This window comes from Desulfoferula mesophila (genome assembly GCF_037076455.1).
GTDB classification, from domain to species: domain Bacteria; phylum Desulfobacterota; class Desulfarculia; order Desulfarculales; family Desulfarculaceae; genus Desulfoferula; species Desulfoferula mesophila.
The window spans coordinates 918,745-944,146 of sequence record NZ_AP028679.1; the positions used below are offsets into that span (position 1 = coordinate 918,745).

Here is a 25,402-nt window from a genome sequence, read left to right on the forward strand (position 1 = left end):
GCGTCACTCCCGTCGCTAGAGGCCTTGCTAGGCCTGTTTGCCCGGCGCCTGCTTGATGGCGTCCGGGGCCATGAAGCGGTGTTGCAACCGCTTGACCAAGCGCCAGTTGGTGAACTGGTCTAGATAAGAATATACCACCGGCACCACCAACAGGGTGAGCACGGTGGAGGAGACCATGCCGCCGGCGATGGCCACGGCCATGGGCTGGCGGCTTTCCGAGCCCACGCCCAGGGCCAGCACCACCGGCAACACGCCGCCGATGGTGGACACCGCGGTCATCAGGATGGGCCGCAGCCTGGTGGCTCCCGCCTCTATCAGCGCCTCGTGGGCGTCCATGCCCTTTTCCCTGAGCTGCCTGGTGTAGTCGATGAGCAGGATGCCGTTCTTGGTGGCCAGACCCACCAGGAGGATCAGGGCGATCATGGAGAACAGGTTGAAGCTATTGCCCATGAGGAACAACAGGCCAAAGGCCCCGATGAACGACAGGGGCAGGCCCATCATGATAGCCAGGGGATGGGCGAAGCTCTCGAACTGGGCGGCCAGCACCATGTAGGTAAGGGCCACGGCCAGGATGAAGGCGAAGGCCACGTAACCGGCGGTCTCGGCGAAAGCCTCGGCCCGGCCCACGAAGGCACTGGTGTAGCCGTCGGGCAGAATCGTGTCGGCCAGGGCCTGCACCTCGGGCATGGCCTCGCCCAAGAGCTTGCCTTCCAGGTTGGCGTACACCGTGGCCGAGCGGCTGCGGTCCAGGCGGTTGATGATGTTGGGGCCCACCCCCTGCTCCAGAGTGACGAAGCTGGACACGTCCAACCGTTGGCCGTCGCGGGCGCGCATCCAGATGCGCTGCACGTCCTGGGGCAGCACCCGTTGGTTTTCCTTCAGCCTGACCCTGACGTCGTAGCTCTTGCCGCCCTCGCGGAAGTCCACCGTCTTCACCCCGCCCAACAGGGCGGCCACCGCCGTGGCCACCTCCCGGGCGCTCACCCCGGCGTCGGCCGCCCGGGCGCGGTCTATCTTCACGCGCACCTCGGGCTTGCCTATCTCCAGGTTGCGGGTGATGCCCACGTAGCCCGGGGTGCTCTCCAGCTTCTCCATGAGCTGGCGGGAGATCTGGTCGATCTTGTCGATGTCCGGGCCCTGGATGACGAACTGGATGTCCTCGTTGCGCGAGCCCGCCCCCAGGGGGGAGATGCGCGACACCGTGCCGCGCACGTCGGGCAGCTGGCGCAGCAGGCCGCGCACCACCGACTGCAGCTCGGTCTGGGTGCGCTTGCGGTCCTTTTTGTCGGTCAGGGTCACCATGGCGATGGCCTTGTTGGCCCCGTCATAGCCCGACACCGAGAAGAAGTGGTCGATCTCCGGCACCTTGATCATTTCGTCTTCCAGCCGGTGCAGAACCGAGTCGGTCTTCTCCAGGGAATAGGACAGGGGGGTCTCCAGGCGCACCATGAAGCGCCCCTCGTCCTCGGCGGTGACGAACTCCTTGCCCAGCATGGTGAATATCCCGCCGCCCACCACCATGGCGGCCACGGCCATGGCCATCACCGCCAGGCGGTGGCGCAGGCACCAGGAGATCAGGTGGCGATAGAAGCTGCTGGTGGCCTCCATGGCCCGGTTGAACAGGTTGAACAACCCGTTGGTGGTCTGCTTCACGGTGAGGAAACGGGCCGAAAGCATGGGCACCACGGTAAGGGCCACGAAGGTGGAGCAGGCCACGGAAAAGGCCAGGGTCACCGCGAACTCGTAGAAGAAGCGCCCCACGATGCCGCCCATGAAGGCCACGGGCAAAAACACCCCGCCCAGGGCCACGGTGGTGGCCACCACCGCGAAGGCGATCTCCGAGGAGCCCTCGAAGGCCGCTTCCATGGCCCCCTGCTTAAGCTCGGTGCGGTGGCGGAAGATGTTCTCCACCATGACGATGGCGTCGTCGATGACCAAGCCCACCGCGGTCACCAGGGCCAGCATGGACATGTTGTTCATGGTGAAGCCCATCCAGTACATGCAGGCGAAGGTGGAGATGATGCTGGTGGGGATGGCCACCGCGCTGATGATGGTGGTGCGCAGGTTTTGCAGGAACAGGAAGATGATCAAGGCGGCGATTATGGCCCCCAGCAGCAGCTGGGACTGCACCTCGTCGATGGACTTCTCGGTGAAGATAGTGGTGTCGGTGGCCACGTCTATGATGATGCCCTCGGGGGCCACGCGCCTCAGCTCGGGCAAGACCTTGCGGATTTTCTGGGCTATGGCCACCTCGTTGGCCCCGGAGCGGGGGGAGATGCCCAGGCCCACGGTGCGCATGCCGCCGGTCTGTTTGGTGGTAAAGCGGGCCACGCCCACGCTTTCCTCGCGGGCCGAGCGGGCGCTGCCCACCTCTTCCAGGCGCACCGGATAACCGTCGCGATAGGCCACGATCATGCGGTTGAAGGCCTGGGGAGTGGGGAACTCGCCCACCGTGCGGATCAAAAACTCCTTGTCCTTGGACTCGATCTTGCCGCCGGGAATCTCCACGTGCTCCCGGGTGAGGGCGGAGATCACGTCGCCCACCCCCAGGTTGTAGGCGGCCAGGCGGTCGCGGTCCAGCCAGACGTGCACCTCTTTTTTGCGCGCCCCGCCCACGCGCACCTCGCCCACTCCTTGGATCTTCTGGATCATGGGCCGAAGCTGCTCGTCGGCAACCTTGGTCAGGGTCTCGATGGCCTGGGGCCCGCGCACCGCCAGCCAGATTATGGGCTGGGCGTTGATGTCCAGCTTGTCGATGACCGGGGCCTCGGCTTCGACGGGCAGCTCGCGCAGCTTGGTGGATATCTTGTCGCGCAGCTCCTGGGCGGCCACGTCCACGTCCTTGGTCAGCTCGAACTCCACCACTATGCGGCTGACGCCCTGCATGCTGGCCGAGTTGATGTGCTTGATGCCGCTCACCGAGCTGATGGCGTCCTCCAGCTTGTCGGTGATCTCGTTGTCCACCTCCTCGGGCCGGGCGTTTTCCCACACCGTGGTCACGGTGACCATGGGGAAGTCCACGTCGGGAAATAGCGAGACCCCCAGGCGGGTGACGCCGATGAGACCAAAGACCACCAAGGCGGTGACCATCATTGTGGCCGCCACCGGGCGCCGGATGGAAAAGTCGGTAAGGAACATGGCTTACCTACTTTCCGGTCTTGGCTTGGGGGGAGGCGGCCGGGGCCTTGTTCTCCGCCAGGCGCACAGCCCCGCCGTCTTTGACCATGAACTTGCCTTCCAGAATCACTTTGTCCCCGGCGGTGAGTTTGGGATCAACCACCTCGGCCCAGGTGCGCCCTATCTTGCCTAGCACCACCGCCACTTTCCGGGCTTTGCCGTCCTGCGCCAGATAGATGTAGGTCTCTTTTTCGGTTTGGATGATGCTGGCCCAGGGGGCGCAAAGGGCGTTCTCCCGGACGGCCACGGTCACCTTGAGGCGGCCGAACATGCCCGGATTGAGCTGGCGCTGGGCGTTGTCCACCAGGGCCTTGACCTTGAAGGAGCGGGTGCGGGTGTCCACCACCGGCGAGATGAACGAGACCTTGCCCGTGAAGCCGCGGCCGGGATAGGCCACCGTGGAGATCCTCACCTCCTGGCCCGTGAAAATCCCGGCCTTGTAGCGCTCGGGCACCGAGAACTCCATTTCCAGGGGGTTGAGGCTCACCACCTTGACCACCGGGTCCCCGATCTTGAGGTAGTCGCCCACCGAAAGGTCCTTGGAACCCACCACCCCGTCGAAGGGAGCCCTGATTTCGGTATCGGCCAGCATCTCCTTTTGGCGGGCCATGTCGGCCTGGGCCTGGGCCAGGGCCGCCTGGGCCAGGGCGATCTCGGTTTCCATGTCGTCGTACTTCATCTGGGAAACCAGCTTGTCCTTCACCAGGGGCTTGTTGCGCTCCAGGTTGCGCTTCTGGTGGGCCAGGCGGATCTTGAGCTGGCGGATGCGTTGCTCCAGGTTGCTCATGTCCGCCTGCACCTTGGCCGCGTCCAATTTGACCAGCAGTTGGCCTTGTTTGACCTCGGCGCCTTCCTGGAACAGGATTTGCGCCACCGGGGCGGCCAGCTCGGCCCGGATGGTCACCATCTTGGGCGAGTTGAGGGTGCCCACCTGGTTGAGCACGTCCGCCACCCGGCGGGTGGTTATCTCTCCCAAGGTCACCACCGTGGCCTGGGGGGTAGTCACCTGGGCCTTCTTTTCCTCCCGCCCGCAGCCGGCGGTCACCCAGGACAAGGTCAGGCAGAGCAATAGCGCGGCAAGGCTCAGGGCGCGGTTTTTAGCGGGCATCGACCTTATCCTCCGGGTTCATCTTGGGAATTATTTTAAAGCGGGTCAGGTTGTCCCCCATGGCCATGTGGAGGTTGGCCAGGCCTTGGTTGAAATCGGCCAAGGCGACGGCCTTGCGGATACGGGCCTCGATGACGTTGTTTTGAAAGTCCAAAATCCGGAATGAATCGGAGAGCCCCTCGTCCAGCCGGCGCATTTCCTGGCGCAGGTTGGTCTCGGCCAGGTTTTGGAAGCGCTCGGCCACCCGCACCCGCTCCAGGCTGCGGCGCAGGGTGACCAGGGCGTTTTTGAGCTCGGTCTCGGTGGTGCCCTCCAGGCGCTTGAGCTTGTACAGGGCCCGCTTGCGCTCCCAGCCGGCCACGCGGTAGCGGCTGTCGGCCTCGCGGTTGCCCAGGGGATAGGTGAGCCTGAGGCCCACGAACCAGTTGTAGCCGTCGCCGTCGGCCAGGCTGTTCCAGGAGTCGCCGTAGCTGCCGCCGTAAGGGTTGCCCGTCAGAGTGCCCGCCTCGGTTTCGGTGCCGGCCAGGCCGTTCATGGCCAGGCTGGCGGCCAGGTCGATCTGGGGCAGGCGCTGGTTGTCCAGGTAGGCCAGGCGGATGTCCATCTTTTCCAGCTCCACCTTTTGGCGCAACAAGTCGGGGCGGTGCTTGAGGGCCACGCTCATGGCCTGGGTCAGGTCGGGGTAGGGCTGGCCGGGATCGGCCAGGTCCTGGGGCTGGATGGTGCGATGAAACATGGGGTCGCCCGCCCGGATTTCCAACAGATCCTTGAGCCGGTTGGACACTGTTTCCATCTGCTGCTGGGCGTACACGATCTGCTCATCGCGGGCGGCCACGGCGGTCTCGGCTTCCTGCACCTCGGTGATGGGCACCACCCCGGCCTTGAACTTCTCGCGGTTGCCCTGGAGCAGGCCGCTGGCCAGATGGCGCGACTCTATGCGGTGCCTGAGCACCACGTGGGCCAGGGAGAGCAGGTAATAGGTGCGCTCCACCTGGTTGGCCAGGGCCTGGGCCTGGTTGAGAAACTGGTACTGGGTCTGCTTCTGCTGCTTCTTGGAGATGCGCAAGTTGGCGGTGTTGGCCTCGGTGCCCGCGCCCTTGAACAGGGGCTGGGTCAAGTCCAGCACCAGGTAGGTGCGATAGGCCGGGTTGATCTCGTTGGTCACCAGGTTGGTGTCCACCCCCGTGGTCTCCACCCCCACCCGGGAGCGCAGGCCGGTCTCGAAGCGCTTGCTCACCCCCACCGTGGCGGTGTTGGCCCCCAGTTCTTGTTGGTCTCCCCAATAGGCGGCCGAGGTATTGGGCAGGCGGTCCTGTCCGCTGCTGGCCGAGGCGTCCAGGGAAGGATCGAACTGGGCCTCCTGGATGATCACCTCCTCTTGGCTGGCCGGCACCTGCACCTGCACCATCTTGAGGTCCAGGTTCTTTTCGATGCCCCGCACCAGGGCCCCCTCCAGAGACAGGGGGACGCCGGTTTCCACCTTGGGGATGGGCGGGTCCGCCGCCGCCGCCACCGAGGGCAGCAAAAAGCATAGGCAAATCAAAAATGCGTTTCGAACCTTGGGCATACCCGTTTCTTCCTAACCTTTTAGATTTGGCTGGGGCTGGGGGTGAGGGCGCGCCGGCAAAACTCCCATACCGCTTCCGGGAATTTGGGATTGCGCGGAGTCTCCAAGAGGGCCAGCCTGGTGGCGCCGGTGAGCAGGCTGCGCAGGACCAGGGCGGTGGTTTCAAGGTCGCAAGGGCCCACCGAACCGTCATGGATGCCCCTGTTCAGGGCCGCGGTTAGATAGCGGTTCAATTTTTCCACCCGCCGCAATATGGCCTCCCGGTGTGGCGAACCCTCGTCCACCAAGCTGGCGGGAAAATCTCGCACCAGCAGGAGAGTGCTCTTGGCCCGACCTTCGATAGCCTTGAAGTGCAACTCCACCCAGGTGCGCACGGCCTCCAACCCGGTGGCCGCCTCGTTTATGGGTTGTTCGAACGACTCCAGAAAGGTGTCAAAGGAATCGTAGAATATCTCCAGCAGGATGTCTTCCTTGGTTTTGAAATAGTAAAAGATGATGCCTTCGGAAACCTCGGCCAGCTTGGCCACCTGGTGGGTGGAAGTGGCGTGATAACCCTGCCGGGAAAACAGCTCCGTGGCGGCGTCGATTATATCCTGCTTGCGTGACATATCCTGCTTTTCCAATACGCCGGCGCTCGTGGGGCGGGTCTATACTCCGCCCTGATCGATTTCAGAAGATGCTGCTTGCATGATGTAGGGAAACTGAGTGAACACTCAACCGATACATGGCGGCCCCAAATTTGTCAAACGAAAATCTGATACAAATTTGTAAAGCTCGGGGGGTATCGGGACGTTAGGCCCGTTGAGCCCCGTGGCCCGGCAGGGGGGAAAGGCCGGAGGCGGCCAGGCGGGCCGCGGGGAGGCCGTTGAATATTTGGACTGATATGATATTGATGTTATGGGCATTCCCCCCTTATGGCTGCCTCGGGAGCGCCTGCGCGTGCAACCGGGGAACCGGGCGCCTGGGCGGTGGGGACGACTGGAGTATGAAAGCATGAACTTGGCGCACAATCTCGATCAAGCGGCGCGCTTTTTTCCGGACTTTCCCGCCCTGGTAGAGGAAGGCGAGACCACCACCTACGCCGAGCTGCAGGCCCAAAGCAACCGGGTGGCCTCGGCCCTGGCGGGGCTGGGCCTGGCCCCCGGCGACCTGGCCGCCATCTGCCTGCCCAACGGGCGCGAATGGCTGGCGGCCTACTTCGGCATCATCAAGGCCGGCGGCGCGGCGGTGACCCTGGCCGCCGGGCTGTCGCGCGGCGAGCTCAAGATGCTGTTGGCCGACTGCGCGCCCAAGTTCCTGTTCACCACCGGGGAAAAGCTGGAGGCCTTGGGCGCCTGGGAGGGCCTGGGCAAGGTAACCAAGGTGGTGGCCCCCGGCGGCGAGATCGACTTCGAGCGGCTGTCGGCTAGGGGCTCCCGGGAGTTCGAGTCCGTTGAGCGCGGCCGCGACGACGTGGCCGCGGTGCTCTATACCGGGGGCACCACCGGCACCCCCAAAGGGGTCATGCTCACCCACGAAAATCTCATGGTCTCGGCCTACAACGTGGCCCGTCAGGAGCGCTCCAACCACGAGGACCGCGTGCTGTGCTTTTTGCCCCTGCACCACGTCTTCGGCCAGGTGCACGTTATGCTCTCCACCATCCTCACCGCCGGTTGCCTGGAGATGATGCCCGCCTTTGACATGGACCAGGTGCTGGTCGCCTTTGACCGGGGCCGGGTGACCAAGTTCTACGCGGTACCCACGGTGTACATGCGCCTGTTGGGCCGGGCGGACCTGAAGGAACGCCTGGGCAAGGTGCGCTACTGTTTTTCGGCGGCGGCCAGCATGGCCCTGGAGGTGGTGCGCGAGTGGAAGCAGGTGACCGGGCTGGACATCCACGAGGCCTACGGCATGACCGAATCGGCCTCCATGGTCACCTATAACCACTACTACCGCCACAAGGTGGGCTCGGTGGGCACTCCGGTAGGTTCGGTGGAGGTGGCCATCATGGATCAGGAGGGCAATCTTTTGCCCCAGGGCAAGGACGGCGAGATCTGCATCCAGGGGCCCAACATCATGAAGGGCTACCTGAACCGCCCGGAAGAGACCGCCCGCGCCTTTCGGGGGCCCTGGCTCCGCTCCGGCGACGTGGGCCATCTGGACGAAGAGGGCTACCTGTACATAGTGGACCGCATCAAGGACATGATCATCACCGGCGGGGAAAACGTCTACCCCCGCGAGGTGGAGGAGTTGCTCCACGAACGGCCGGAGGTGGCCGAGTGCGCGGTGGTGGGCCTGCCCGACCGCGAGTACGGCGAGCGGGTCGTCGCGGTGATCGTGCCCAAACCGGGCGCCAAGCCCGACCCCGACGAGTTGAAGGCCTATCTCAAGGAGCGCCTGTCCGGTTACAAGGTGCCCAAGGACTTTGTCATCGTGCCGGACCTGCCCAAGTCGGCGGCGGGCAAGATCCTCAAGAGAGTGCTCAAGGAAGGCTTCATCCGCTAGCCCTTCCCTAATTTACCGAACCAGCGAACCGGGCCGGCCAGGGGCCCACCCGTGCCCGGCGGCCGCATATCAGGGGAAGGTATTTTGTCCTTGACGTAGATTGTCGGACAATGTTATCAGACCATTACATTCTACAATTGTTAGCCCCACTACATCTTGATTATCCAACTCGCATGCCAAGCAGGGCCAACCGCCACGGCGGCGCCGGAGCGCCGCGGCAAACGGGCGAGGGATGATGCAACGGCAACCCAAGTTGGCATTAGAGCCGGACGGGCCGAGGCCCGGGGGGAGACGGTAAGCCTATGCCGGAGTCGGTAAGGGAGCGCATCTACGAGGCCATCAGGGACACCATCACCTATGGCGAACTGCTGCCGGGGGAGCGCCTCACCGAAAAGGAGCTGTCGGAAAAATTCAAGGCCAGCCGCAGCACCATCCGCGAGAGTCTGCGCCAACTGGAAAGCGAGGGCCTGCTCACCTTCGAGCCCCACAAGGGCTTTCGCGTTTCAAAGCTCTCCACCCGCCAAGTGGAGGAGATCTACGACCTGCGCTGGCTCTTGGAGAGCTACGCCACCCGTCTCTTAGCCGAAAAGGCCACCCCGGCCCAAGTGGCCCAGCTGGAAAAGCTGCAAGAGGGCTGCCGCAAGGCGGCCGCCAAAGGCGACCTCAAAGACTGGCTCAAATACAACAACGCCTTTCATCTGTTCTTCTACGACAACTGCGGCAACCAAAACCTCAAGCTTTTGCTGGACACCCTGAAAAGGCGTATCTACCGCTATCACTACATCATCATCCAGATACCCGGCCATTTCCCCAAATACCTGGACCAGCACCAAAAGATCATCGAGGCCTGCCAAAGCCGGGACGGCCGGGCGGCGGAAAAACACATGAAGGCCCACTTGGGCGGCATCAAAAACATCCTTCTGGATCAGTTCCAGAAGTTTCCGGGCATGCATCCCGGCTAGGCCACCGCGAGGGGCGAGGAGGCAGCGGCATGAGTTTGCAAGGCAAGGTGGCCCTGGTCACCGGAGGGGGACGGGGCATCGGCCGGGCCATCTGCCTGGTGTTCGCCCGAAAAGGGGCCGACGTGATCGTGGCCGACCTGGACCCGGCCCTGGCCCGGCAGGTGGCGGCCGAGGTGGAGGCCCTGGGAAGGCGGGCCCTGGCCGTCGAGATGAACGTGGCCGAGGAGGCCAGCGTGGACCAGGCGGCGGCCCAGGCGGCGGCCTGGCAGGGGCGAGTGGACATCTGGGTGAACAACGCCGGCATCGGCAGCCGGGCCATGTTGCACGAGATGACCGCCGAGCAGTGGGACCGGGTGATCGCCGTCAACCTGCGCGGCGCCTTTTTGGGCACCCGGGCCGCGGCCCGCATCATGATGCCCCAAAACAGCGGGCGCATCATCAACATGTCCTCGCGGGCGGGCAAGGGCGGCAGCTTCGGCCATTGCAGCTACGGCTCCTCCAAGGCGGGCATGGTGGGGCTGACCAAAAGCACCGCCCGGGAGCTGGGCAAATACAACATCACCGCCAACGCCATCCAGCCCGGCTTCATCGCCACCGAGTTGACCAAGAACCTGGATACCAGCATAACCACCCCCGAACAGCGGGTGCTGCCCCGGCCGGGGCGTCCCGAGGACGTGGCCTATGCCGCGGCCTATCTGGCCTCCGACGAGGCGGAATGGATCACCGGCATCACCCTGGAGGTGACCGGCGGCACCGGAATGTTCGCGGGCTAGGGAGGGGTAGACGATGCGATTCGAGGGCAGATGCGCGGTGGTGACCGGCGGGGGCGGCGGTTTTGGCAAGGCCTTCGGCGCGGCCCTGGCCGCCGAGGGCTGCAACGTAGTGTTGGCCGACGTGTACGAGGCGGGCCTGGAGGCCAACGCGGAGCTGATAAACCAGGCCGAGCCGGGCCGGGCCCTGGGAGTGCGCTGCGACGTGACCAGCGGGGAGGCGGTGGCCGCCATGACCGCCCAGGCGGTGGAGAGCTTCGGCTCGCTGGACATCCTCATCAACAACGCGGGGGGCAGCATGGGGGTGCCCAAGGACGCCATCGACCAGGTGAAGGAAGAAGACTGGGACAAGGTGGTGAACCTGAACCTCAAGGGCACCTTTTTGTGCACCCGCTCGGCGGCCGGCTACATGAAAAAGGCGGGCTACGGCAAGATCGTCAACCTAAGCTCCATCACCGCCCGCCTGGGCGGCCAGCTCACCCCTGTGCAATACGTCAGCGCCAAGGGGGCGGTCATCGCCTTCACCCGCCACGTGGCCCAGGAGCTGGGCCCCTTCGGCATCAACGTGAACGCGGTGGCCCCGGGCGTGGTGCTCACCGGCGAGCGTCTGGAAAAGATGTGGTACGGCCGCAAAAGCGAGGATGAGCGCCAGGCCTACGTGAGCCAGCTTCCCCTGCGCCGCCTGGGCTCCCCCCAGGAGATCGCCGAGGCGGTGCTGTTTCTGTGCTCGGACCAGGCGTCGTTCATCACCGGCGTGACCCTGGACATCAACGGCGGCATGTTCTCCGCATAAGCGCAAAGGTTTTATCGATGGACAAAGACAAACTGCGTCAGCTGCAACAACAGTGGGAGCAAGGCCCGCTGGAGGAGGCCTTGGCCAAAAGCGCCGAGCGTCCGGGCTGCGCCAAGACCCCGGCGGGCCTCCCCAACCAGCGGCTCTATACCCCGCTCAGCCTGGACGAGGCGGGTTTCGACTACGCCCAGGACCTGGGCTTTCCGGGGCAGTTCCCCTACACCCGGGGCCGCGACCCCCTGGGCTACCGGGCCAACTACTGGCTGTTCATGCAGTACGCCGGCTGCGGCGACGCCGAGGAGGCCAACAAGCGCTACCGCTACCTGCTGAGCCAGGGCCAGGCGGGCATCTCGGTGGCCTTTGACCTGCCCACCCAGGTGGGGCTGGACTCCGACGATCCCATGGCCGACGGCGAGGTGGGCAATATCGGGGTGGCGGTCTCCTCGCTGCAAGACCTGGAGCGGGTGTTCGAGGGCATACCTCTTAACAAGCTGCGCCAGATCAGCCTGGTGGCCAACGCCATGAGCAGCATCATCCTGGCCATGTTCCTGGCCCTGGCCGAAAAGCAGGGCGTGCCGGTGGATGAATGCACCCTGCGCATCCAAAACGACGTGCTCAAGGAGTTCATCAGCCGGGGCGCCTACATCTTCCCGCCTCAGCCCTCCATCCGCCTTACCACCGACGTGGTGACCTACTGCGCCGAGAATCACCCGGCTTGGCTGCCCATCACCCTGTGCGGCTATCACATCCGCGAGGCCGGGGCTAACGCGGTGCAGGAGGTGGCCTACTCGTTGGCCAACGGCTTGGCCTACATGGATGAGGTGGCCCGGCGGGGCGCACCCATGGAGCGGGTGCTTCCCCAGCTCAGCGCCTTTTGCGCGGTGAACATGAACTTCTTCGAGGAGATCGCCAAGTTCCGGGCCCTGCGCCGCTTGTGGGCCCGCCTGGTGCGCGAGCGCTATGGGGTGGGCCCGGAGGTCAACCTGGGCCTGAGCCTGGTCAACTTCACCGCGGGCAGCAGCCTCACCGCCCAGCAACCGCTGAACAACGTGGTGCGCGTGGCGGTGGAGTGCCTGGCCGGGGTGTTGGGCGGCTGCCAGTCGCTGTTCCCCTGCTCCATGGACGAGGCCTTCGCCACCCCCACCGAGGCGGCGGTGAAGGTGGCTCTGCGCACCCAGCAGATCATCGCCCACGAGACCGGCATCGGCGACACGGTGGACCCCTTGGGAGGCTCCTACTACCTGGAGAGCCTCACCAACCAGATCGAGGAGCGGGCCCTCAAGATGATCGAGGAGGTGGAGGCCCTGGGCGGCTCGGTCAAGGCCATCGACCAGGGCTACTTCCGCCGCAACATCGACGAGTCCTCCTACGAGTGGCAAAAGCAGGTGGACAGCGGCGAGCGGGCCATCGTGGGGGTCAACGCCTATCAGGAGGCGGAGGAGCCTCCCATGGAAATCTTCCGGCCCCCGGCCGAGACCCAGGAGCGCCAGATCGCCAGCTTGCGCAAGCTGCGCGAAGAGCGCGACAACCAGCGGGTGCAACAGGCCCTGGCGCGGGTGAAGGCCGTGGCCGCCACCGAGGAAAACCTGATCCCCGCCCTCACCGAGGCGGTGAAGGCCTACGCCACCATGGGCGAGATCTGCGGGGTCTTGCGCTCGGTTTTCGGGGAGCACCACGAGGGTGATATTTAACTTCATGTCCAGCGGGATGAGATAGAGATGCCTAAACGACACCGCATAATGCTGGCCAAGGCGGGCCTGGACGGACACGACCGCGGGGTGCGGGTGGTGGCCATGGGCCTGCGCGACGCCAACTTCGAGGTCATCTACACCGGCCGCCGTCAGACGCCGGAGCACATCGTAAACGCGGCCATCCAGGAAGACGTGGACGCCATCGGCCTGAGCATCCTCTCGGGCGCCCACATGAACATGTTCGGCAAGATCCTGGAGCTGCTTAGGGCCAAACAGTCCGCGGACATCGCGGTGTTCGGCGGGGGCATCATCCCCCCGGACGACGCGGCCGAGCTCAAGAAGATGGGCGTGAAGCACATCTTCGGGCCGGGCACCTCCATGGAGGTCATCGTGGAGGCCATCAACCAGACCATGCAAGAGCGGGAGGCTCGCTAGATCATGCTGACCAAGATCGACCACATCGGCATAGCGGTGCACGACATGGACGCGGTGCTCAAGCTGTTCAAGAACACCTTCGGCCTCACACCCATCAAGATCGAGACCCTGGAAGACATCAGCGTGAAGATCGCCTTCTTGCCCCTGGGCGAGGTGCTCATCGAGCTGTTGCAGCCCACCGCGCCGGGGGCCGGGCGCATCGGCCAGTTCCTGGCCGACAAGGGGCCGGGCTTCCACCACATCGCCTACCGGGTGGGGTCCATCGACCAAGCCATGGCCCAGCTCAAGCAGCAGGGCGTGCCGCTGCGCGATCAGACTCCCCGCCCTGGCGGCGACGACTCGCGCATCGCCTTCATGGACCCGGCGGGAACCCAGAACGTGCTCACCGAACTGGTGGAGCGCGCCCATGAGATAGGGGCCGAGCAGTCATGAACCTAGCGCAGCTTTGGCAAAAACAGGCCGCTCAATACGGCGACAAGACCTTCCTGTACTTCGGCGATGACGAGTACTCCTACAACCAAATGCTGGGCACCTTCTACCGGGTGGCCGACAGCCTGGCCGGCCTGGGCGTGGCCAAGGGCGACCGGGTGGCCCTGATGCACCGCAACGCCCCCGAGTTCCTCTACACCTGGTTCGCCCTGAGCTTTTTGGGCGCCATCACCGTGCCCATCAACCCGGTGTTCACCGAGACCGAGATCGCCTACATCCTGGGGCACTCCGGGGCCAAGGCCCTGGTCATCGAGCAGGAGTTTCTGGAAACCCTGGGCAAGGTTTCCCGGGAGCAGACGCCCGAGCTGGGCCAGGTCATCGTCAGCGGAGGCCAGGCTCCGGAGGGAACCATCCCCTTTGCCCGGCTGATGCTGGGCGCCGAGAGAGACCCCGGCGTGGCCATCGACGACCAGGACCCCTGCGTGTGCATCTACACCTCGGGCACCACGGACATGCCCAAGGGCGTGCTCAACTCCCACTACGGCTGGGTGACCACCGGCCAAGCCTACGTCTACACCGTGGGCATCGGCGAGAACGACCGGGTGATGACCCCCAACCCCCTGTTTCACGCCAACGCCCAGGTCTACTCCACCATGGGCTCGTTGAACGCCGGGGCCGGCCTGATCCTGCTGGAGCGCTTCAGCGGCAGCCAGATATTGGAGCAGGCCCGCCGCTACCAGGCCACCAAGATGGTGCTGGTGCAGGCGGTGACCCCCTGGGTGTGGGGCCGCCCGGTTTCCGCCGACGACTGCGAACACAATCTGGACACCATGGTAGCGGGCAACGTGCCGGTGGACATCTACGAGAAGTTCGAGGAGCGCTTCTGCCTGAAGATCCAGACCATCTACTCGCTCACCGAGGCCACCATGGCGGTGATGGGCCCCCGGCCCGGCACCATGCCCCGCAAACCGGGCAGCATCGGGGTGCCCATGGAGCATCCCGACCCGGCGGTGACCAACCGGGTGTGGATCGCCGACGAGGCCGGCCGGGAGCTGCCCGCGGGCAAGCAGGGCGAGATCATCATCAACAACCCGGCGGTGATGCTGGGCTATTACAACGACCCGGCCAAGACCGCGGCCACCAAGATAGACGGCTGGGTGCACACCGGGGATATCGGCTTCCGCGACGAGGAGGGCTACATCTTCTTCGTGGGCCGCAAGAAAGAGGTGATCCGCCGCCGGGGCGAGCTGATCAGTCCCACCCAGATAGAGGCGGTGCTCAACGCCCACCCGGCGGTGGCCGAGTCGGCGGTGATCGGGGTGCCCTCGGAGCTGGGCACCGGCGAGGAGGAGGTCAAGGCCTTCGTCCGCCTGGAAGAGGGAGGCCAGGCCACGGCCGAGGAACTGCAAGAGTTTTGCCGCGCCAAGCTGGCCGAGTTCAAGGTGCCTCGCTTCATCGAGTTCAGGAGCGAGTTCGCCAAGAGCGCCATCGGGCGCATCAAGAAGGAGGAACTTAAAAAGAGCAACCCTTAACCGAACTCTGGAGGGCTTCGGGTCTGGGGTAATTTCCCGAAGCCAAAAAATCGGCAAGGCGCATGGTTTATGAAAAAATCGCGCCCAAAAACCTGAGAGGGAGGGAATTAGGTTATGAGAATTTTTAGACACGCACTGCTGACGGCGGCCCTGGTGGCGCTCTTGGTGGCGCCGATGGGCACGGCCCTGGCGGCCGACGAGATCAAGCTGGGTACCATCTTCTCGCGCACCGGCCCCCTGGCCAACCTGGGCCTGGATTCCTGGCGCGGCGCCGAGCTGGCCCGCATCGTCCAGAACCAAAAGGGCGGCCTGCTGGGCAAGAAAATTGTCTTCGTCAACGGCGACGCCCCCAACCCCAAGGCGGCGGTGAGCGAGACCGAGCGCCTTTGCACCGTGGAAAAGGTGCCGGTGATTCTGGGCTCCTTCTCCAGCTCCATCAGCCTGGCGGCCAGCGCCAAGGCCAACCAGCACAAGGTCATCTACTGGGAACTGGGCGCGGTGGGCGACAAGATCACCGAGCGCGGCCTCAAGTACGTGTTCCGCACCTGCCCCACCGGCTCGGACCTGGGCCGCGATCAGCTGCGCTTCGCCTTGGGAGAGCTGGCCAAAAAGATCGGCAAGAAGCCTTCCGAGATGAAGGTGGCCAGCATCTATGAGGACTCCGCCTACGGCACCGCCTGCGCGGCGGGCATCCGCGACCTGGCCAAGGAAAAGGGCATCAAGCTGGCGGTTGACGAGGCCTATAACTACAAGGCCACTGACCTCTCCTCACTGGTGATGCGGGTCAAGGCTGCCAACCCCGACGTCATTCTGGAGTCCTCCTATGAGAACGACGCCATCATGTTTTTCCGCCAGGCCCAGGAGGCGGGGCTCAAGGTCCGCCAGTTCGTGGGCTCCGGCGGCGGCATGAACCTGCCCGGCTACCAGAAGGCCCTGGGCACGGCCACTAGCGGCTACGTGTGCAACGTGGGCTACCCCGGCTACAACCTGAATCCCGCCTACGCCAAGGGCATCAAGGAACTGGAAGCCCTGTACACCAAGACCTTCGGCGAAAAGCCCAACAGCGTGTTCTCGGTGATCAACTACATGGGCACCATGGCCTTGTGGGACGTCATCAACCGGGCCGGCTCCCTGGACCCCGAGGCCCTGGTCAAGGCCGCCCAGGCCACCAACATCCCCGCGGATAAGACCATCCTGCGCTTTGGCATCAAGTTCGCGGGCCCCGGCAGCAAGAACATGGGACAGAACGTCTTGGCTCGCTACTTCATCTCCCAATGGCAGGACGGCAAGCTGTGGATCGTCAGCCCTGCCGCCGCGGCCACCCCGGGTCGTTCGCTGCAGGTGAAGTAATTCCCGTATTGGATGCCTGATCGTCGGGCGGGCTCATGGCGGGCCCGCCCGGCAACTCAAAATGCACCTGGGAGTGCGGGCCGGCGGGGTGCTTAAATGGTTTTTTTGCAAGTGTTGATAAACGGGTTGTTCCTGGGCGGGGTGTACGCCCTCATCAGCCTGGGGCTCACCTTGATATTCGGGGTCATCCGGGTGATCAACTTCGCCCACGGCGAAATCCTGATGATTTCCATGTACGCTTCATTTTTCTGTTTCTCCATACTGGGGCTTAATCCCTACCTGAGCCTGATTATTGTCGTCCCGGGAATGTTCCTGGTGGGTATGTTCATCGACCAGGTGATAATCCGCCCCATCCGTAACGCGCCCTCCTACATGCAAATTTTCGCCACGGTGGGCCTGTCGGTGGTCTTGATCAACCTGGCCCTGGTCTTTTTCAGCGGCGACTACCGCAGCATCAACCTGACCTTTGCCAAGCAGGTGGTGCACATGGGCGACATCGGCATCTCACTGTCGCGCTTCATCGTCTTCGCCGCGGCCATCGTGGTGGCCTGGCTGGTCTGGCTGTTTTTGGGCAAGACCGACATGGGCAAGCAGATCAGGGCCATTGCCCAGGACCGCGACGCGGCCAGGCTGATGGGCATTAACCCCAACAAGATTTACATGATCACCTTTGGCCTGGGCAGCGCCATGGTGGGCCTGGCCGGAGGGCTGATCATGCCGCTCTATTACGTGTTCCCCTCCGTGGGCGCCTATTTCGTGCTTACCGCCTTCGTGGTGGTGGTGCTGGGCGGCCTGGGCAACATGGTGGGGGCGCTTTTGGGCGGTCTGATCATCGGGGTCATCGACTCCCTTAGTGGCTTCTATTTGGACCCGGCCCTAAAAGAGATGGTGTACTTCGTGGTGTTCCTCTTGGTGTTGCTGTTCAAGCCCTCCGGGCTGATGGGCATGATCGGCGCGGAAGAGATGGGGCTGAAGTGATGCTGGGTTTCTACTTCAAGAATATCGGCGCGCCGGGCATCTACCTCCCCAGCCTGATCCTGCTGTTCCTGTTGGCGGTGGCGGCCCTGGTGCCCAACGAGTTCTACCTGAACCTGTTTTTCATGATCTTTATGTTCGCGGGCCTATCCGGGGCCTGGAACATCATCGGCGGCTACGCGGGCCAAATATCTCTGGGCCACGCCGCCTTCTACGGCTCGGGGGCCTACACTTCGGCGGTGCTGTTCGCCAAGCTGGGCCTGCCCCCGATCCTCGGCATTTTCGCCTCCATGGGCGGGGCGGTGATCCTGGCCCTGGTCATCGGCTATCCCTGCCTGCGCCTCAAGGGTCCCTTCTTCACCCTGGCCACCCTGGCCGTGGCCGAGGTATTGCAGCTTTTGGCGGTCTACTTGCGGGGCCTCACCGAAGGTTCCGAGGGGCTGTCCATCCCCTATGAGCCGGCCTGGTACAACCTCATCTTCGAATCCAAGAACGCCTACGCCGTGTTGGCCTTTGCCTATATGGTGTTGGTGCTTGTGATAACCCTGGTCTTGGAGCGTTCCAAGCTGGGTTATCAGCTAACCGCCCTGCGCGACGAGGACCAGGCCGCCGAATCCCTGGGGGTGAACACCTCCCGGGCCAAGATTGCGGCCTTCGTGCTCAGCGGGGTGCTCACCGCCCTGGGCGCGGTGATCGTCAGCCAGTACGTGCTGTTTTTGGAGCCCCACTCCGATTTCTCGGTGAACGTTTCGGTGGAGCTGGCCCTGATGTCCATGGTGGGCGGGCTGGGCACCGCGGTGGGGCCCCTCATCGGCGCGGCCATTCTCATCCCCCTGGGCGAGTTCCTGCGCGCCTGGATCGGCGGCGGTATCCAGGGCCTGCACTACGTAATCTACGGCTGCATCCTCATCCTGGTGGTGATGTTCATGCCCCACGGCATCAAGGCCCTACTGGACAAGCACTACCAGGCCTTGGTAGCCCGGCTTCCCCGCTTCGGAGCGGCGGCGCGGCCCCAGCCGGCACAGCCGGCGCGGCTCCATTTCGCCTCGGAGGATGCCCCGTCCCGGGGGCGGGAGAAGCTGCTGATCGCCGCCCACGGGGTTACCAAGGACTTCGGGGGACTGCGGGTGCTAAACGAGATCAACTTCGAGGTGCGTCCCGGCGAGATTCTGGGGATCATCGGCCCCAACGGGGCGGGCAAGACCACCTTGTTCAACGTCATCTCCGGGATCTACCGGCCTACCAAAGGGCGGGTGGAGTTCGACGGCCAAGACATAACCCAAATATGTCGCATCCATCAGGTGTGTCATCTGGGCATGGGCCGCACCTATCAGATAGTAAAGCCCTTTGGCAACATGAGCGTGCTGGACAACGTGATGGTGGGGGCCTTCTGCAACCAGGGTGCGACGGCCGAGGCCACGGAGATCGCCCTGGAAGTACTGGACCTGGTGGGCCTGTTCGACAAAAAGGACTTGGAGGCCAAGTCCCTCACCTTGGCCAACATGAAGCGCCTGGAGATGGCCCGGGCCCTGGCCACCAAACCCAAGCTGCTACTTTTGGACGAGGTGATGGCCGGGCTTAACCCCCACGAGATCGACGATGCCATCGCCCTCATCCGCAAGATACGCGACTACGGCATTACCGTGATCGTGGTGGAGCACGTGATGCGGGCCATCATGTCCCTGTCCGAGCGCATCATGGTGATCGCCCAGGGGGAAAAGGTGACCGAAGGCGAACCGCGCGAAGTTATCGCGGATCAAAGAGTGATCAAAGCATACCTGGGGGACGGTTTTGAGCTTGCTTGAGATAAACGATGTCTCCGTGAAGTATGGCGACCTGGTGGCCCTGCGGGACGTTGAGCTGTCCATAAAGGAAGGCGGCATCATCTCTTTGGTGGGGTCCAACGGCTCGGGCAAGACTACGCTCATCAACACCCTGTCGGGGTTGGTGGGCTGCGCGGCGGGCTCCATCATGTTCAAGGGGCGGCCCATCCAAGAGGTGCCCGCTCACCAGCGGGTGGAGATGGGCCTGGTGCAGATACCCGAGAACCGCCGCCTGTTTCCCTACATGACCGTATTGGAAAACTTGGAGATGGGCTCCATGACCCGCCGTTCGCGGGACAAGCGCCAGGAGAACATCAAGAAGGTGATGCACCTTTTCCCCATTCTCTCCAAGCGGTCAAAGCAGATAGCAAACACCCTGAGCGGCGGCGAGCAGCGCATGCTGGCCATCGGGCGGGGGCTCATGTCCGACCCGGAGTTGCTGATGCTCGATGAGCCTTCCATCGGCCTGGCCCCTATCGTGGTGCAGGAGATATTCAAGGCCATCGCCCTGATAAACGAGCTGGGCACCACCATCCTGTTGGTGGAGCAGGACGTAAACGCCTCGCTCAGGATTTCCTCCCACGGTTACGTCCTGGAAAACGGCCTGATCACCCTGTCGGGGCGGGCCCAGGATCTTTTGAACAGCGATCGGGTACGCGAAGCCTACATGGGCCTGTAGAGTGGGCCCCGCCAAAGGAGCGCGAAGTGGTCATAGATTTTCACCATCATTTGTTCAACCGCGACTGGCTGCCCCAGAAGTTCTGGAGCGATCTGGTGCAGCGCGCGGTTAACGTGCGGCGCTTGAACGGTCAGGAGGCCGACCCCGACGCAATAGCCCGCGGCATGTCCGAGATGTTCGAAGACCAGAACGGCGACCGCCTGGCCGCGGACATGGACGAGGCGGGTATCGCCTACACCCTGATCATGCCCCTGGACCTGGGCCTGGAGCTGGGAGAGTGCCCGGTGAGCATGGAGGAGAAGACCCGGCTGATCGTGGAGGTGACCGGCCGCCACCCCGGCAAGATCGGCTCCTTTTTCGGGATCGATCCCCGGCGCGCGGGCGGGGTGGAGCTTTTCGACCGGGCGGTGCGCCAATGGGGCATGAAGGGCCTCAAGCTGGACCCGGCGGCGGGCTTTTATCCCAACGAGCGTCTGGTCTATCCCTACTATGAAAAGGCCTGTGAGCTGGGGGTGCCGGTGCTGTTGCACACCGGAGTGGCCATCCCGCCCTTCCGCAACAAGTACACCGATCCCATCTACCTGGACGACGTGACCCTGGACTTCCCGGAGCTGACCGTGGTGGCGGCCCACGCCTCCTTTGGCTGGTGGCAGCAGCTTGCCTTTTTGATCAGCAAGAAGACCAACCTGGTTACCGATATCTCCGGCTGGCAGCCGCTGGCCACGCGGGACTACGGCCTGTTCTGCCGCTACCTGCGGGAGATGATCTCCATCGCCGGGGCGCCCAACATCCTGTTCGCCAGCGATGGACCGGCCTTCAACCTCTACGACATGCGCAACCAGTGGTGGGCCGGGTTGTTCCGGGACCTGCCGGACAAGGCCCCCGCGGGCCTCACCTTCACCCGCGAGGAGGTGGACCTGATTCTCTATCAGAACGCCCAGCGCATCCTGGGGCCGGTGGGAGAGGGCTAGGAAACGGCGTCCGGCCCAAGGGGGCCTTTCGCGGCGAGTCAATCACAGCATCGAGGAATTGAGACATGAGCAAAGTAGCCATCATCGGAGTCGGCCAGTCGTCGTTCGTGCGCGGCTATCCCGGCTCCATCCGCGAGCTGGCCTTCGAGGCCTATACCGAGGCCATGAACGACGCGGAGCTGAGCAACGAGCAGATCGGGGCCACGATAGTGTGCTCGGCCCCGGAGTATGACAAGCAGCGCTCCCCGGCCGGGGTCATCGCCGAGTATTGCGGGCTCAACCCCCAGCCCACCTTTTACACCGAGTCCTTGTGCTGCTCCTCCACCACCGGCCTGCGCCTGGCCCACGCCATGGTCTCCGGGGGCATGCACGAGAGCGTGATGGTGCTGGGCTTCCAGAAGATGAGCGAGATAACCAGCGCCGAGAGCCAGGAGCGCATGGGCCGGGGCGCCGACATCCAGTGGGAGAGCCCCTTCGGTACCATGATGCCCGCCTACTACGCTATGTTCGCCCAGGGCTATCTGAGCCAGTATGGGGCCTCGGAAGAAGACCTGGCCCTGATCCGGGTGAAGGCGGCCACCTACGGCCAGCTCAACGAGCGCGCGGTGTACCGCAAACCGGTGGAGCTGGCCCAGTGCCTGAGCGCCGACCCGGTGGCCTCGCCGCTCAAGGTGTTCGACTGCTGCGCCAACGCCGACGGCAGCTCCTGCATCATCGTGGCCGGAGAGGACAAGGTGAAGCAGTGGGGCATCAAGCAGCCGGTGTGGATAAAGGGCATCGGCTCGGCCTCGGCCCCGGTGAACCTGGCCCTGCGCGAAAGCTTCAGCAGCTTCGCGGCGGCCACCGAGGCGGGCCGCCAGGCCTACGCCATGGCCGGCATCGGCCCGCGGGACATCGACGTGGCCGAGGTGCACGACTGCTTCACCATCGCCGAGATGCTGGCCTACGAGGACCTGGGCTTCGCGCCCCGGGGCGGCGGGCCGGAGCTGATCCGTGCCAAACAGACCTACAAGGACGGCTCCATCCCGGTGAACGTGGACGGCGGCCTACTTAGCAAGGGACATCCCATCGGGGCCACCGGAGGCAGCCAGATCCGCACCATCGTCTTGCAGCTAAGGGGCAAGGCGGGCGACATCCAGGTGAAGAACCCCGAGTTCGGCCTGGTGCACAACATGGGCGGCGTGGGCATTTACGGCAACGTGGTAATCCTGGGGAGTTAGAAAATGTCCGGCCACAAAAAACCCGAGGCGGACCGCCGCTTCGCAAGGTTCGGCACGGTGAGCTTCACCGCCACCAGCAAGGTCAACGACTTCATCGATTACCTGGAAGACGGCCAGGTCTGCGGCACCAAATGCCGCACCTGCGGGGCGGTGTTCTTTCCGCCCAGGGCCCAGTGCTTTAAGTGCCGCGACCAGGCGGCGATCGAGTGGTTCCAGGTATCGGGCAGCGGCAAGCTGGCCACTTTCAGCGAACTCAAATACGCCCCCACCGGCTTTGGCGGCGACCTGCCTTATGCCATCGCGGTGCTGGACATGGGCGAATACAAGCTCTTCGGCCGCATAGGCTACGTGCCCCTGGACGAGGTGCGGGTGGGCATGGAGCTGGTGCCTCAAGCCCACCAATTGCCGGACGGCCAGATCATTTACGTGTTCAATCGGCCCTAACGCGTCCTGGAGTGGGCCGGAGAACAGCAGGTGGAGTTATGAGCGCGCCTCAGCAAAAAAGCGGTAGACCCCTTAACTTCAACGGAACCGTAGCCGATGCCCTGGCCCGGGGCCTTTTGCGCCACGGGGTGAAGCTGGTGTTCGGCCAAAGCCTGCCCAGCGCCCTGCACCTGGCGGCCAAGAGCCACGGCATACGCCAGGCCTGGTATCGCACCGAAAACGCCGGGGGGGCCATGGCCGACGCCTTTGCCCGCCTGTCCCACCGGGTGGGGGTGGTCACCGCCCAAAACGGTCCGGCCGCCACGCTCCTGGTGCCCCCCCTGGCCGAGGCCCTCAAGGCCTCGGTGCCGGTGGTGGCCCTGGTGCAGGAGGTGGCCCTCACCCAGACCGACAAGAACGCCTTTCAGGAGTTCGACCACCTGGCCCTGTTCGGGGCCTGCACCAAGTGGGTGCGCCGCCTGGACCAGCCCGGCCGGGTGGACGATTACCTTGACATGGCCTTTCGGGCGGCGGTGAGCGGCCGGCCGGGGCCCGTGGCCCTGCTGTTGCCCGCCGACCTGCTTCTGGCTCCCTGCCGGCCCGGCGAGGTCGCCCGCTGCCAGAGCCTGGGCTGCTACCCCTTGGAGCGCACCATGCCCGACTACCTGCACCTGGAGCAGGCGGCGGACCTGTTGGCCCAGGCCGAGTGCCCCCTGATCATCGCCGGGGGAGGGGTGCATCTTTCCGGGGCCTGCGAGGAGCTGGCCATGCTGCAGGAGGCGGCCGCCTTGCCCGTGGCCACAACGGTGATGGGCAAGGGCGCGGTGGACGAGAACCATCCCCTGAGCCTGGGGGTGGTGGGCTATTTCATGGGCACCGGCGGGACCACCAAGTTCCAGCGGGAGCTGGTGGAGGGGGCGGACTTGGTGCTCTTGGTGGGCAACCGCACCAACCAAAACGGCACCGACTCCTGGTCGCTCTACCCACCCAAAGCACGCTATATCCAAATCGACGCGGACCCCATGGAGATAGGGCGCAACTACGAGGCCCTGCCCCTGTTGGGCGACGCCAAGCTGACCCTCAGCGAGCTGATGGCCGTAATCGAAGGCCGCGACCTGACCAAGCGCTTGACGGCCAGGGGCGCCCTGGAGGAGCGCATCGCCCAGGGCAAGGCCCGTCACCGCCAAGAGGCCAAGGGCCTGCTCACCTCCCGGCGCAAGCCGGTGCGGCCCGAACGGGTCATGCACGAGCTGAACCGACGCCTGACCCCGGAGACGGTGGTGGTGGCCGATGCCAGCTACTCCTCCATCTGGGTGGCCAACTACCTCACCTGCCTGGCCCCGGGCATGCGTTTCATCACCCCGCGCGGCCTGGCCGGGCTGGGCTGGGGCCTGCCCATGGCCATGGGGGCCAAGCTGGCCCAACCCTCGTCCCCGGTGGTGTGCCTGGCCGGCGACGGCGGCTTCGCCCATTGCTGGGCCGAGTTGGAGGCCGCGGCCCGCATGGGCCTGGACCTGACGGTGCTGGTGCTCAACAACCGCATCTTGGGCTATCAAAAGCACGCCGAAAATGTTAAGTTCGGCGACCACACGGACGCGGTTTACATGTCCGACGTGAATCACGCGGCGGTGGCCCAGGCCGCCGGATGCCGGGGCATCCGGGTGCGGGAGCCGGCCGAGTTGCCCCGGGCCCTGGACGAGGCCCTGGGGGAGCCCGGACCGGTGCTGGTGGACATCCTCACCGATCCCAAGGCCTATCCGCCCATCACCAGTTTCGAGGGCAAGCTGGCCATGTGAGCCGGTGGCGGCCCGGAGGGGAACGGCAAAACAATGAGCAAAGTGCATCTCACCGCCAAGATCACGGCTAAGCCGGGGGCGGCGGACCAATTGGAAAAGGCCTTGCTGGCCGTGGTGCCCACGGTGCGCGCGGAGGACGGTTGCCTGCGCTACGACCTGCACCGGGAGAGCCGGGAGGGCAACGAGTTTTTGTTTTACGAGATATGGGCCAGCCCCGAGGCCCTGAAGGCCCATGGGCAGTCGGCCCATATGAACGCCATGCGCGCGAGCATAGAGTCCCTGGTGGACGGCCCCACCCGGCTCACCTTTTGGAACGCCGTGGACCGGGTCGACGGCTGATTGGGCGGCCGCTTCCCTCTTTTACCGCGCGGGGAGCGCCTCCGGCCGCTTCGGGCGGAAACCCGGGCCGGGTGCCCCCTGGCCCGCAAGGCCCGCTTGTTGCTTTGCCTCCGGGGGGGTAGCATTGCCCCATGTCCGAGATCAGAGTTCTCAAACTGGGTCTTGTCCCCTACCCCGAGGCCCTGGAGCTGATGCGCGGCCTGGTCGCCCTAAAACAAAAGGGCCCCGGCCCCCAGGTGCTGCTGCTTCTGGAGCACCCGCCGGTGTTGACCATGGGCCGCCGGGCCGCCGACGGCGACATCCTGGCCCCGCCCGAGCTGCTGGAGCGCGAGGGCATCCAGGTGCACCAGGTGGAGCGGGGCGGCCTCGTGACCTATCACGGCCCCGGCCAACTGGTGGCCTACCCCCTGCTGGATCTGAATGAGTTGGGCCTGGGGATCGGCGAGTTGGTGCGCATTCTTGAGCAAACCCTGCTGGCCACCCTGGCCGACCTGGGGGTGCAGGGCAACCTGCACGAGGGGCATCCCGGGGCCTGGTATGGCCGGCAAAAGCTGGCTTCCATCGGGGTGGCGGTCAAGCGGGGCATCACCATGCACGGCTTGGCCTTGAATCTGGACCCCAACTTGGAGCATTTTAAGCTTATCAATCCCTGCGGCCTCACCGGCTCGCCCATGACCTCGGTGCGCCTGGTGAGCGGGCGCGCGGTGGACTCAGGCCGGGCCGAGGACATCTTGGCCGGGCACTTGTGCCGCAGGCTGGAATTGTCCCCCGCGCCTTGGAGCCTGGAGCGGGCCTCGGCCTGCCTGGATGGGGGGCGCTGGGACTAGAGCGGATCGAGGATTTGCGGCCGAGACGGCCAAGGGTCGCGGCCCAACAGG

22 protein-coding genes are annotated in these 25,402 nt (G+C 64.6%); 18 read left to right on the top strand and 4 right to left on the bottom strand.

The annotated features are described in order from the left end of the window. Positions 1–27: 27 nt before the first annotated feature. Genes AACH32_RS04020 through AACH32_RS04035 form a run of 4 tightly spaced genes read right to left on the bottom strand, consistent with a single transcriptional unit; the run spans position 28 to position 6,460 of the window. Positions 28–3,138 carry an efflux RND transporter permease subunit gene (locus AACH32_RS04020; RefSeq protein WP_338605492.1) on the bottom strand — a complete coding sequence of 1,037 codons (3,111 nt, stop codon included), beginning with the start codon at positions 3,136–3,138 and terminating at the stop codon, positions 28–30. A 7-nt stretch (positions 3,139–3,145) separates the two neighbouring features. Continuing rightward, entirely contained in the window at positions 3,146–4,285 is a 1,140-nt protein-coding gene (locus AACH32_RS04025) for an efflux RND transporter periplasmic adaptor subunit (protein ID WP_338605493.1), read from the bottom strand. Beyond that, positions 4,275–5,852, bottom strand: coding sequence for a TolC family protein (locus tag AACH32_RS04030; protein WP_338605494.1), 1,578 nt, complete (start codon positions 5,850–5,852; stop codon positions 4,275–4,277). Before AACH32_RS04030 ends, AACH32_RS04025 begins: the two co-directional genes overlap by 11 nt. Before the next feature lie 20 nt (positions 5,853–5,872). After that, positions 5,873–6,460: a TetR/AcrR family transcriptional regulator gene (locus tag AACH32_RS04035; RefSeq protein WP_338605495.1), complete on the bottom strand. Its 588-nt coding sequence runs from the start codon at positions 6,458–6,460 to the stop codon at positions 5,873–5,875. A 385-nt stretch (positions 6,461–6,845) separates the two neighbouring features. On the opposite strand from AACH32_RS04035, the gene AACH32_RS04040 reads away from it, so the two are divergent. The 18 genes from AACH32_RS04040 (at position 6,846) to lipB (ending at position 25,351) form a co-directional block, all read left to right on the top strand. Further along, positions 6,846–8,336, top strand: coding sequence for a class I adenylate-forming enzyme family protein (locus AACH32_RS04040; protein WP_338605496.1), 1,491 nt, complete (start codon positions 6,846–6,848; stop codon positions 8,334–8,336). Positions 8,337–8,638: 302 nt separating this feature from the next. Further along, on the top strand, positions 8,639–9,298 hold the full coding sequence (locus tag AACH32_RS04045) for a GntR family transcriptional regulator (protein ID WP_338605497.1): 660 nt from the start codon (positions 8,639–8,641) through the stop codon (positions 9,296–9,298). Between the two features lie 29 nt (positions 9,299–9,327). Next, entirely contained in the window at positions 9,328–10,071 is a 744-nt protein-coding gene (locus tag AACH32_RS04050; RefSeq protein ID WP_338605498.1) for an SDR family NAD(P)-dependent oxidoreductase, read from the top strand. Positions 10,072–10,084: 13 nt separating this feature from the next. Next, positions 10,085–10,861, top strand: coding sequence for an SDR family NAD(P)-dependent oxidoreductase (locus tag AACH32_RS04055; protein ID WP_338605499.1), 777 nt, complete (start codon positions 10,085–10,087; stop codon positions 10,859–10,861). 17 nt (positions 10,862–10,878) lie between these two features. Continuing rightward, positions 10,879–12,552 carry an acyl-CoA mutase large subunit family protein gene (locus AACH32_RS04060; RefSeq protein WP_338605500.1) on the top strand — a complete coding sequence of 558 codons (1,674 nt, stop codon included), beginning with the start codon at positions 10,879–10,881 and terminating at the stop codon, positions 12,550–12,552. Between the two features lie 27 nt (positions 12,553–12,579). Next, a complete protein-coding gene (locus AACH32_RS04065; RefSeq protein WP_338605501.1) occupies positions 12,580–12,987 on the top strand; it encodes a cobalamin B12-binding domain-containing protein in 408 nt (135 codons plus the stop codon). A gap of 3 nt (positions 12,988–12,990) precedes the next feature. Further along, positions 12,991–13,419 carry a VOC family protein gene (locus AACH32_RS04070; RefSeq protein ID WP_338605502.1) on the top strand — a complete coding sequence of 143 codons (429 nt, stop codon included), beginning with the start codon at positions 12,991–12,993 and terminating at the stop codon, positions 13,417–13,419. Then, the gene (locus AACH32_RS04075) at positions 13,416–14,948 is read left to right on the top strand and encodes a class I adenylate-forming enzyme family protein (RefSeq protein WP_338605503.1); all 1,533 of its coding nucleotides are present in this window, start codon (positions 13,416–13,418) and stop codon (positions 14,946–14,948) included. The genes AACH32_RS04070 and AACH32_RS04075 overlap by 4 nt, the downstream gene beginning before the upstream one ends. A gap of 114 nt (positions 14,949–15,062) precedes the next feature. After that, a complete protein-coding gene (locus tag AACH32_RS04080) occupies positions 15,063–16,298 on the top strand; it encodes an ABC transporter substrate-binding protein (protein WP_338605504.1) in 1,236 nt (411 codons plus the stop codon). Between the two features lie 96 nt (positions 16,299–16,394). Then, positions 16,395–17,276 carry a branched-chain amino acid ABC transporter permease gene (locus tag AACH32_RS04085; RefSeq protein ID WP_338605505.1) on the top strand — a complete coding sequence of 294 codons (882 nt, stop codon included), beginning with the start codon at positions 16,395–16,397 and terminating at the stop codon, positions 17,274–17,276. Further along, the gene (locus AACH32_RS04090; RefSeq protein ID WP_338606646.1) at positions 17,276–19,078 is read left to right on the top strand and encodes a branched-chain amino acid ABC transporter ATP-binding protein/permease; all 1,803 of its coding nucleotides are present in this window, start codon (positions 17,276–17,278) and stop codon (positions 19,076–19,078) included. The genes AACH32_RS04085 and AACH32_RS04090 overlap by 1 nt, the downstream gene beginning before the upstream one ends. Next, a complete protein-coding gene (locus tag AACH32_RS04095) occupies positions 19,065–19,775 on the top strand; it encodes an ABC transporter ATP-binding protein (protein WP_350341536.1) in 711 nt (236 codons plus the stop codon). The genes AACH32_RS04090 and AACH32_RS04095 overlap by 14 nt, the downstream gene beginning before the upstream one ends. A 26-nt stretch (positions 19,776–19,801) precedes the next feature. Next, positions 19,802–20,746, top strand: a complete 945-nt coding sequence (locus tag AACH32_RS04100) for an amidohydrolase family protein (protein ID WP_338605507.1) — start codon at positions 19,802–19,804, stop codon at positions 20,744–20,746. A 65-nt stretch (positions 20,747–20,811) separates the two neighbouring features. After that, a complete protein-coding gene (locus AACH32_RS04105; protein ID WP_338605508.1) occupies positions 20,812–21,966 on the top strand; it encodes a thiolase C-terminal domain-containing protein in 1,155 nt (384 codons plus the stop codon). Between the two features lie 3 nt (positions 21,967–21,969). After that, positions 21,970–22,410 (top strand): Zn-ribbon domain-containing OB-fold protein, encoded by a 441-nt coding sequence (locus tag AACH32_RS04110; RefSeq protein ID WP_338605509.1) that lies wholly within the window; start codon positions 21,970–21,972, stop codon positions 22,408–22,410. 38 nt (positions 22,411–22,448) lie between these two features. After that, positions 22,449–24,185 carry an acetolactate synthase catalytic subunit gene (locus tag AACH32_RS04115; protein ID WP_338605510.1) on the top strand — a complete coding sequence of 579 codons (1,737 nt, stop codon included), beginning with the start codon at positions 22,449–22,451 and terminating at the stop codon, positions 24,183–24,185. A gap of 33 nt (positions 24,186–24,218) precedes the next feature. Then, positions 24,219–24,524, top strand: coding sequence for a putative quinol monooxygenase (locus AACH32_RS04120; protein ID WP_338605511.1), 306 nt, complete (start codon positions 24,219–24,221; stop codon positions 24,522–24,524). 131 nt (positions 24,525–24,655) lie between these two features. Then, positions 24,656–25,351, top strand: a complete 696-nt coding sequence (gene lipB, locus AACH32_RS04125; protein ID WP_338605512.1) for a lipoyl(octanoyl) transferase LipB — start codon at positions 24,656–24,658, stop codon at positions 25,349–25,351. The last annotated feature ends 51 nt before the right edge of the window (positions 25,352–25,402 follow it).

What these genes read in the sequence shown, in the direction of transcription:
- AACH32_RS04035 (WP_338605495.1), bottom strand. Translation starts at nt 6,460, where the DNA reads ATGTCACGCAAGCAGGATATAATCGACGCCGCCACGGAGCTGTTTTCC.
- lipB (WP_338605512.1), top strand. Translation starts at nt 24,656, where the DNA reads ATGTCCGAGATCAGAGTTCTCAAACTGGGTCTTGTCCCCTACCCCGAG.
- AACH32_RS04070 (WP_338605502.1), top strand. Translation starts at nt 12,991, where the DNA reads ATGCTGACCAAGATCGACCACATCGGCATAGCGGTGCACGACATGGAC.
- AACH32_RS04085 (WP_338605505.1), top strand. Translation starts at nt 16,395, where the DNA reads ATGGTTTTTTTGCAAGTGTTGATAAACGGGTTGTTCCTGGGCGGGGTG.
- AACH32_RS04045 (WP_338605497.1), top strand. Translation starts at nt 8,639, where the DNA reads ATGCCGGAGTCGGTAAGGGAGCGCATCTACGAGGCCATCAGGGACACC.
- AACH32_RS04065 (WP_338605501.1), top strand. Translation starts at nt 12,580, where the DNA reads ATGCCTAAACGACACCGCATAATGCTGGCCAAGGCGGGCCTGGACGGA.
- AACH32_RS04090 (WP_338606646.1), top strand. Translation starts at nt 17,276, where the DNA reads ATGCTGGGTTTCTACTTCAAGAATATCGGCGCGCCGGGCATCTACCTC.
- AACH32_RS04030 (WP_338605494.1), bottom strand. Translation starts at nt 5,852, where the DNA reads ATGCCCAAGGTTCGAAACGCATTTTTGATTTGCCTATGCTTTTTGCTG.
- AACH32_RS04060 (WP_338605500.1), top strand. Translation starts at nt 10,879, where the DNA reads ATGGACAAAGACAAACTGCGTCAGCTGCAACAACAGTGGGAGCAAGGC.
- AACH32_RS04050 (WP_338605498.1), top strand. Translation starts at nt 9,328, where the DNA reads ATGAGTTTGCAAGGCAAGGTGGCCCTGGTCACCGGAGGGGGACGGGGC.
- AACH32_RS04040 (WP_338605496.1), top strand. Translation starts at nt 6,846, where the DNA reads ATGAACTTGGCGCACAATCTCGATCAAGCGGCGCGCTTTTTTCCGGAC.
- AACH32_RS04025 (WP_338605493.1), bottom strand. Translation starts at nt 4,285, where the DNA reads ATGCCCGCTAAAAACCGCGCCCTGAGCCTTGCCGCGCTATTGCTCTGC.
- AACH32_RS04075 (WP_338605503.1), top strand. Translation starts at nt 13,416, where the DNA reads ATGAACCTAGCGCAGCTTTGGCAAAAACAGGCCGCTCAATACGGCGAC.
- AACH32_RS04110 (WP_338605509.1), top strand. Translation starts at nt 21,970, where the DNA reads ATGTCCGGCCACAAAAAACCCGAGGCGGACCGCCGCTTCGCAAGGTTC.
- AACH32_RS04115 (WP_338605510.1), top strand. Translation starts at nt 22,449, where the DNA reads ATGAGCGCGCCTCAGCAAAAAAGCGGTAGACCCCTTAACTTCAACGGA.
- AACH32_RS04080 (WP_338605504.1), top strand. Translation starts at nt 15,063, where the DNA reads ATGAGAATTTTTAGACACGCACTGCTGACGGCGGCCCTGGTGGCGCTC.
- AACH32_RS04120 (WP_338605511.1), top strand. Translation starts at nt 24,219, where the DNA reads ATGAGCAAAGTGCATCTCACCGCCAAGATCACGGCTAAGCCGGGGGCG.
- AACH32_RS04020 (WP_338605492.1), bottom strand. Translation starts at nt 3,138, where the DNA reads ATGTTCCTTACCGACTTTTCCATCCGGCGCCCGGTGGCGGCCACAATG.
- AACH32_RS04105 (WP_338605508.1), top strand. Translation starts at nt 20,812, where the DNA reads ATGAGCAAAGTAGCCATCATCGGAGTCGGCCAGTCGTCGTTCGTGCGC.
- AACH32_RS04055 (WP_338605499.1), top strand. Translation starts at nt 10,085, where the DNA reads ATGCGATTCGAGGGCAGATGCGCGGTGGTGACCGGCGGGGGCGGCGGT.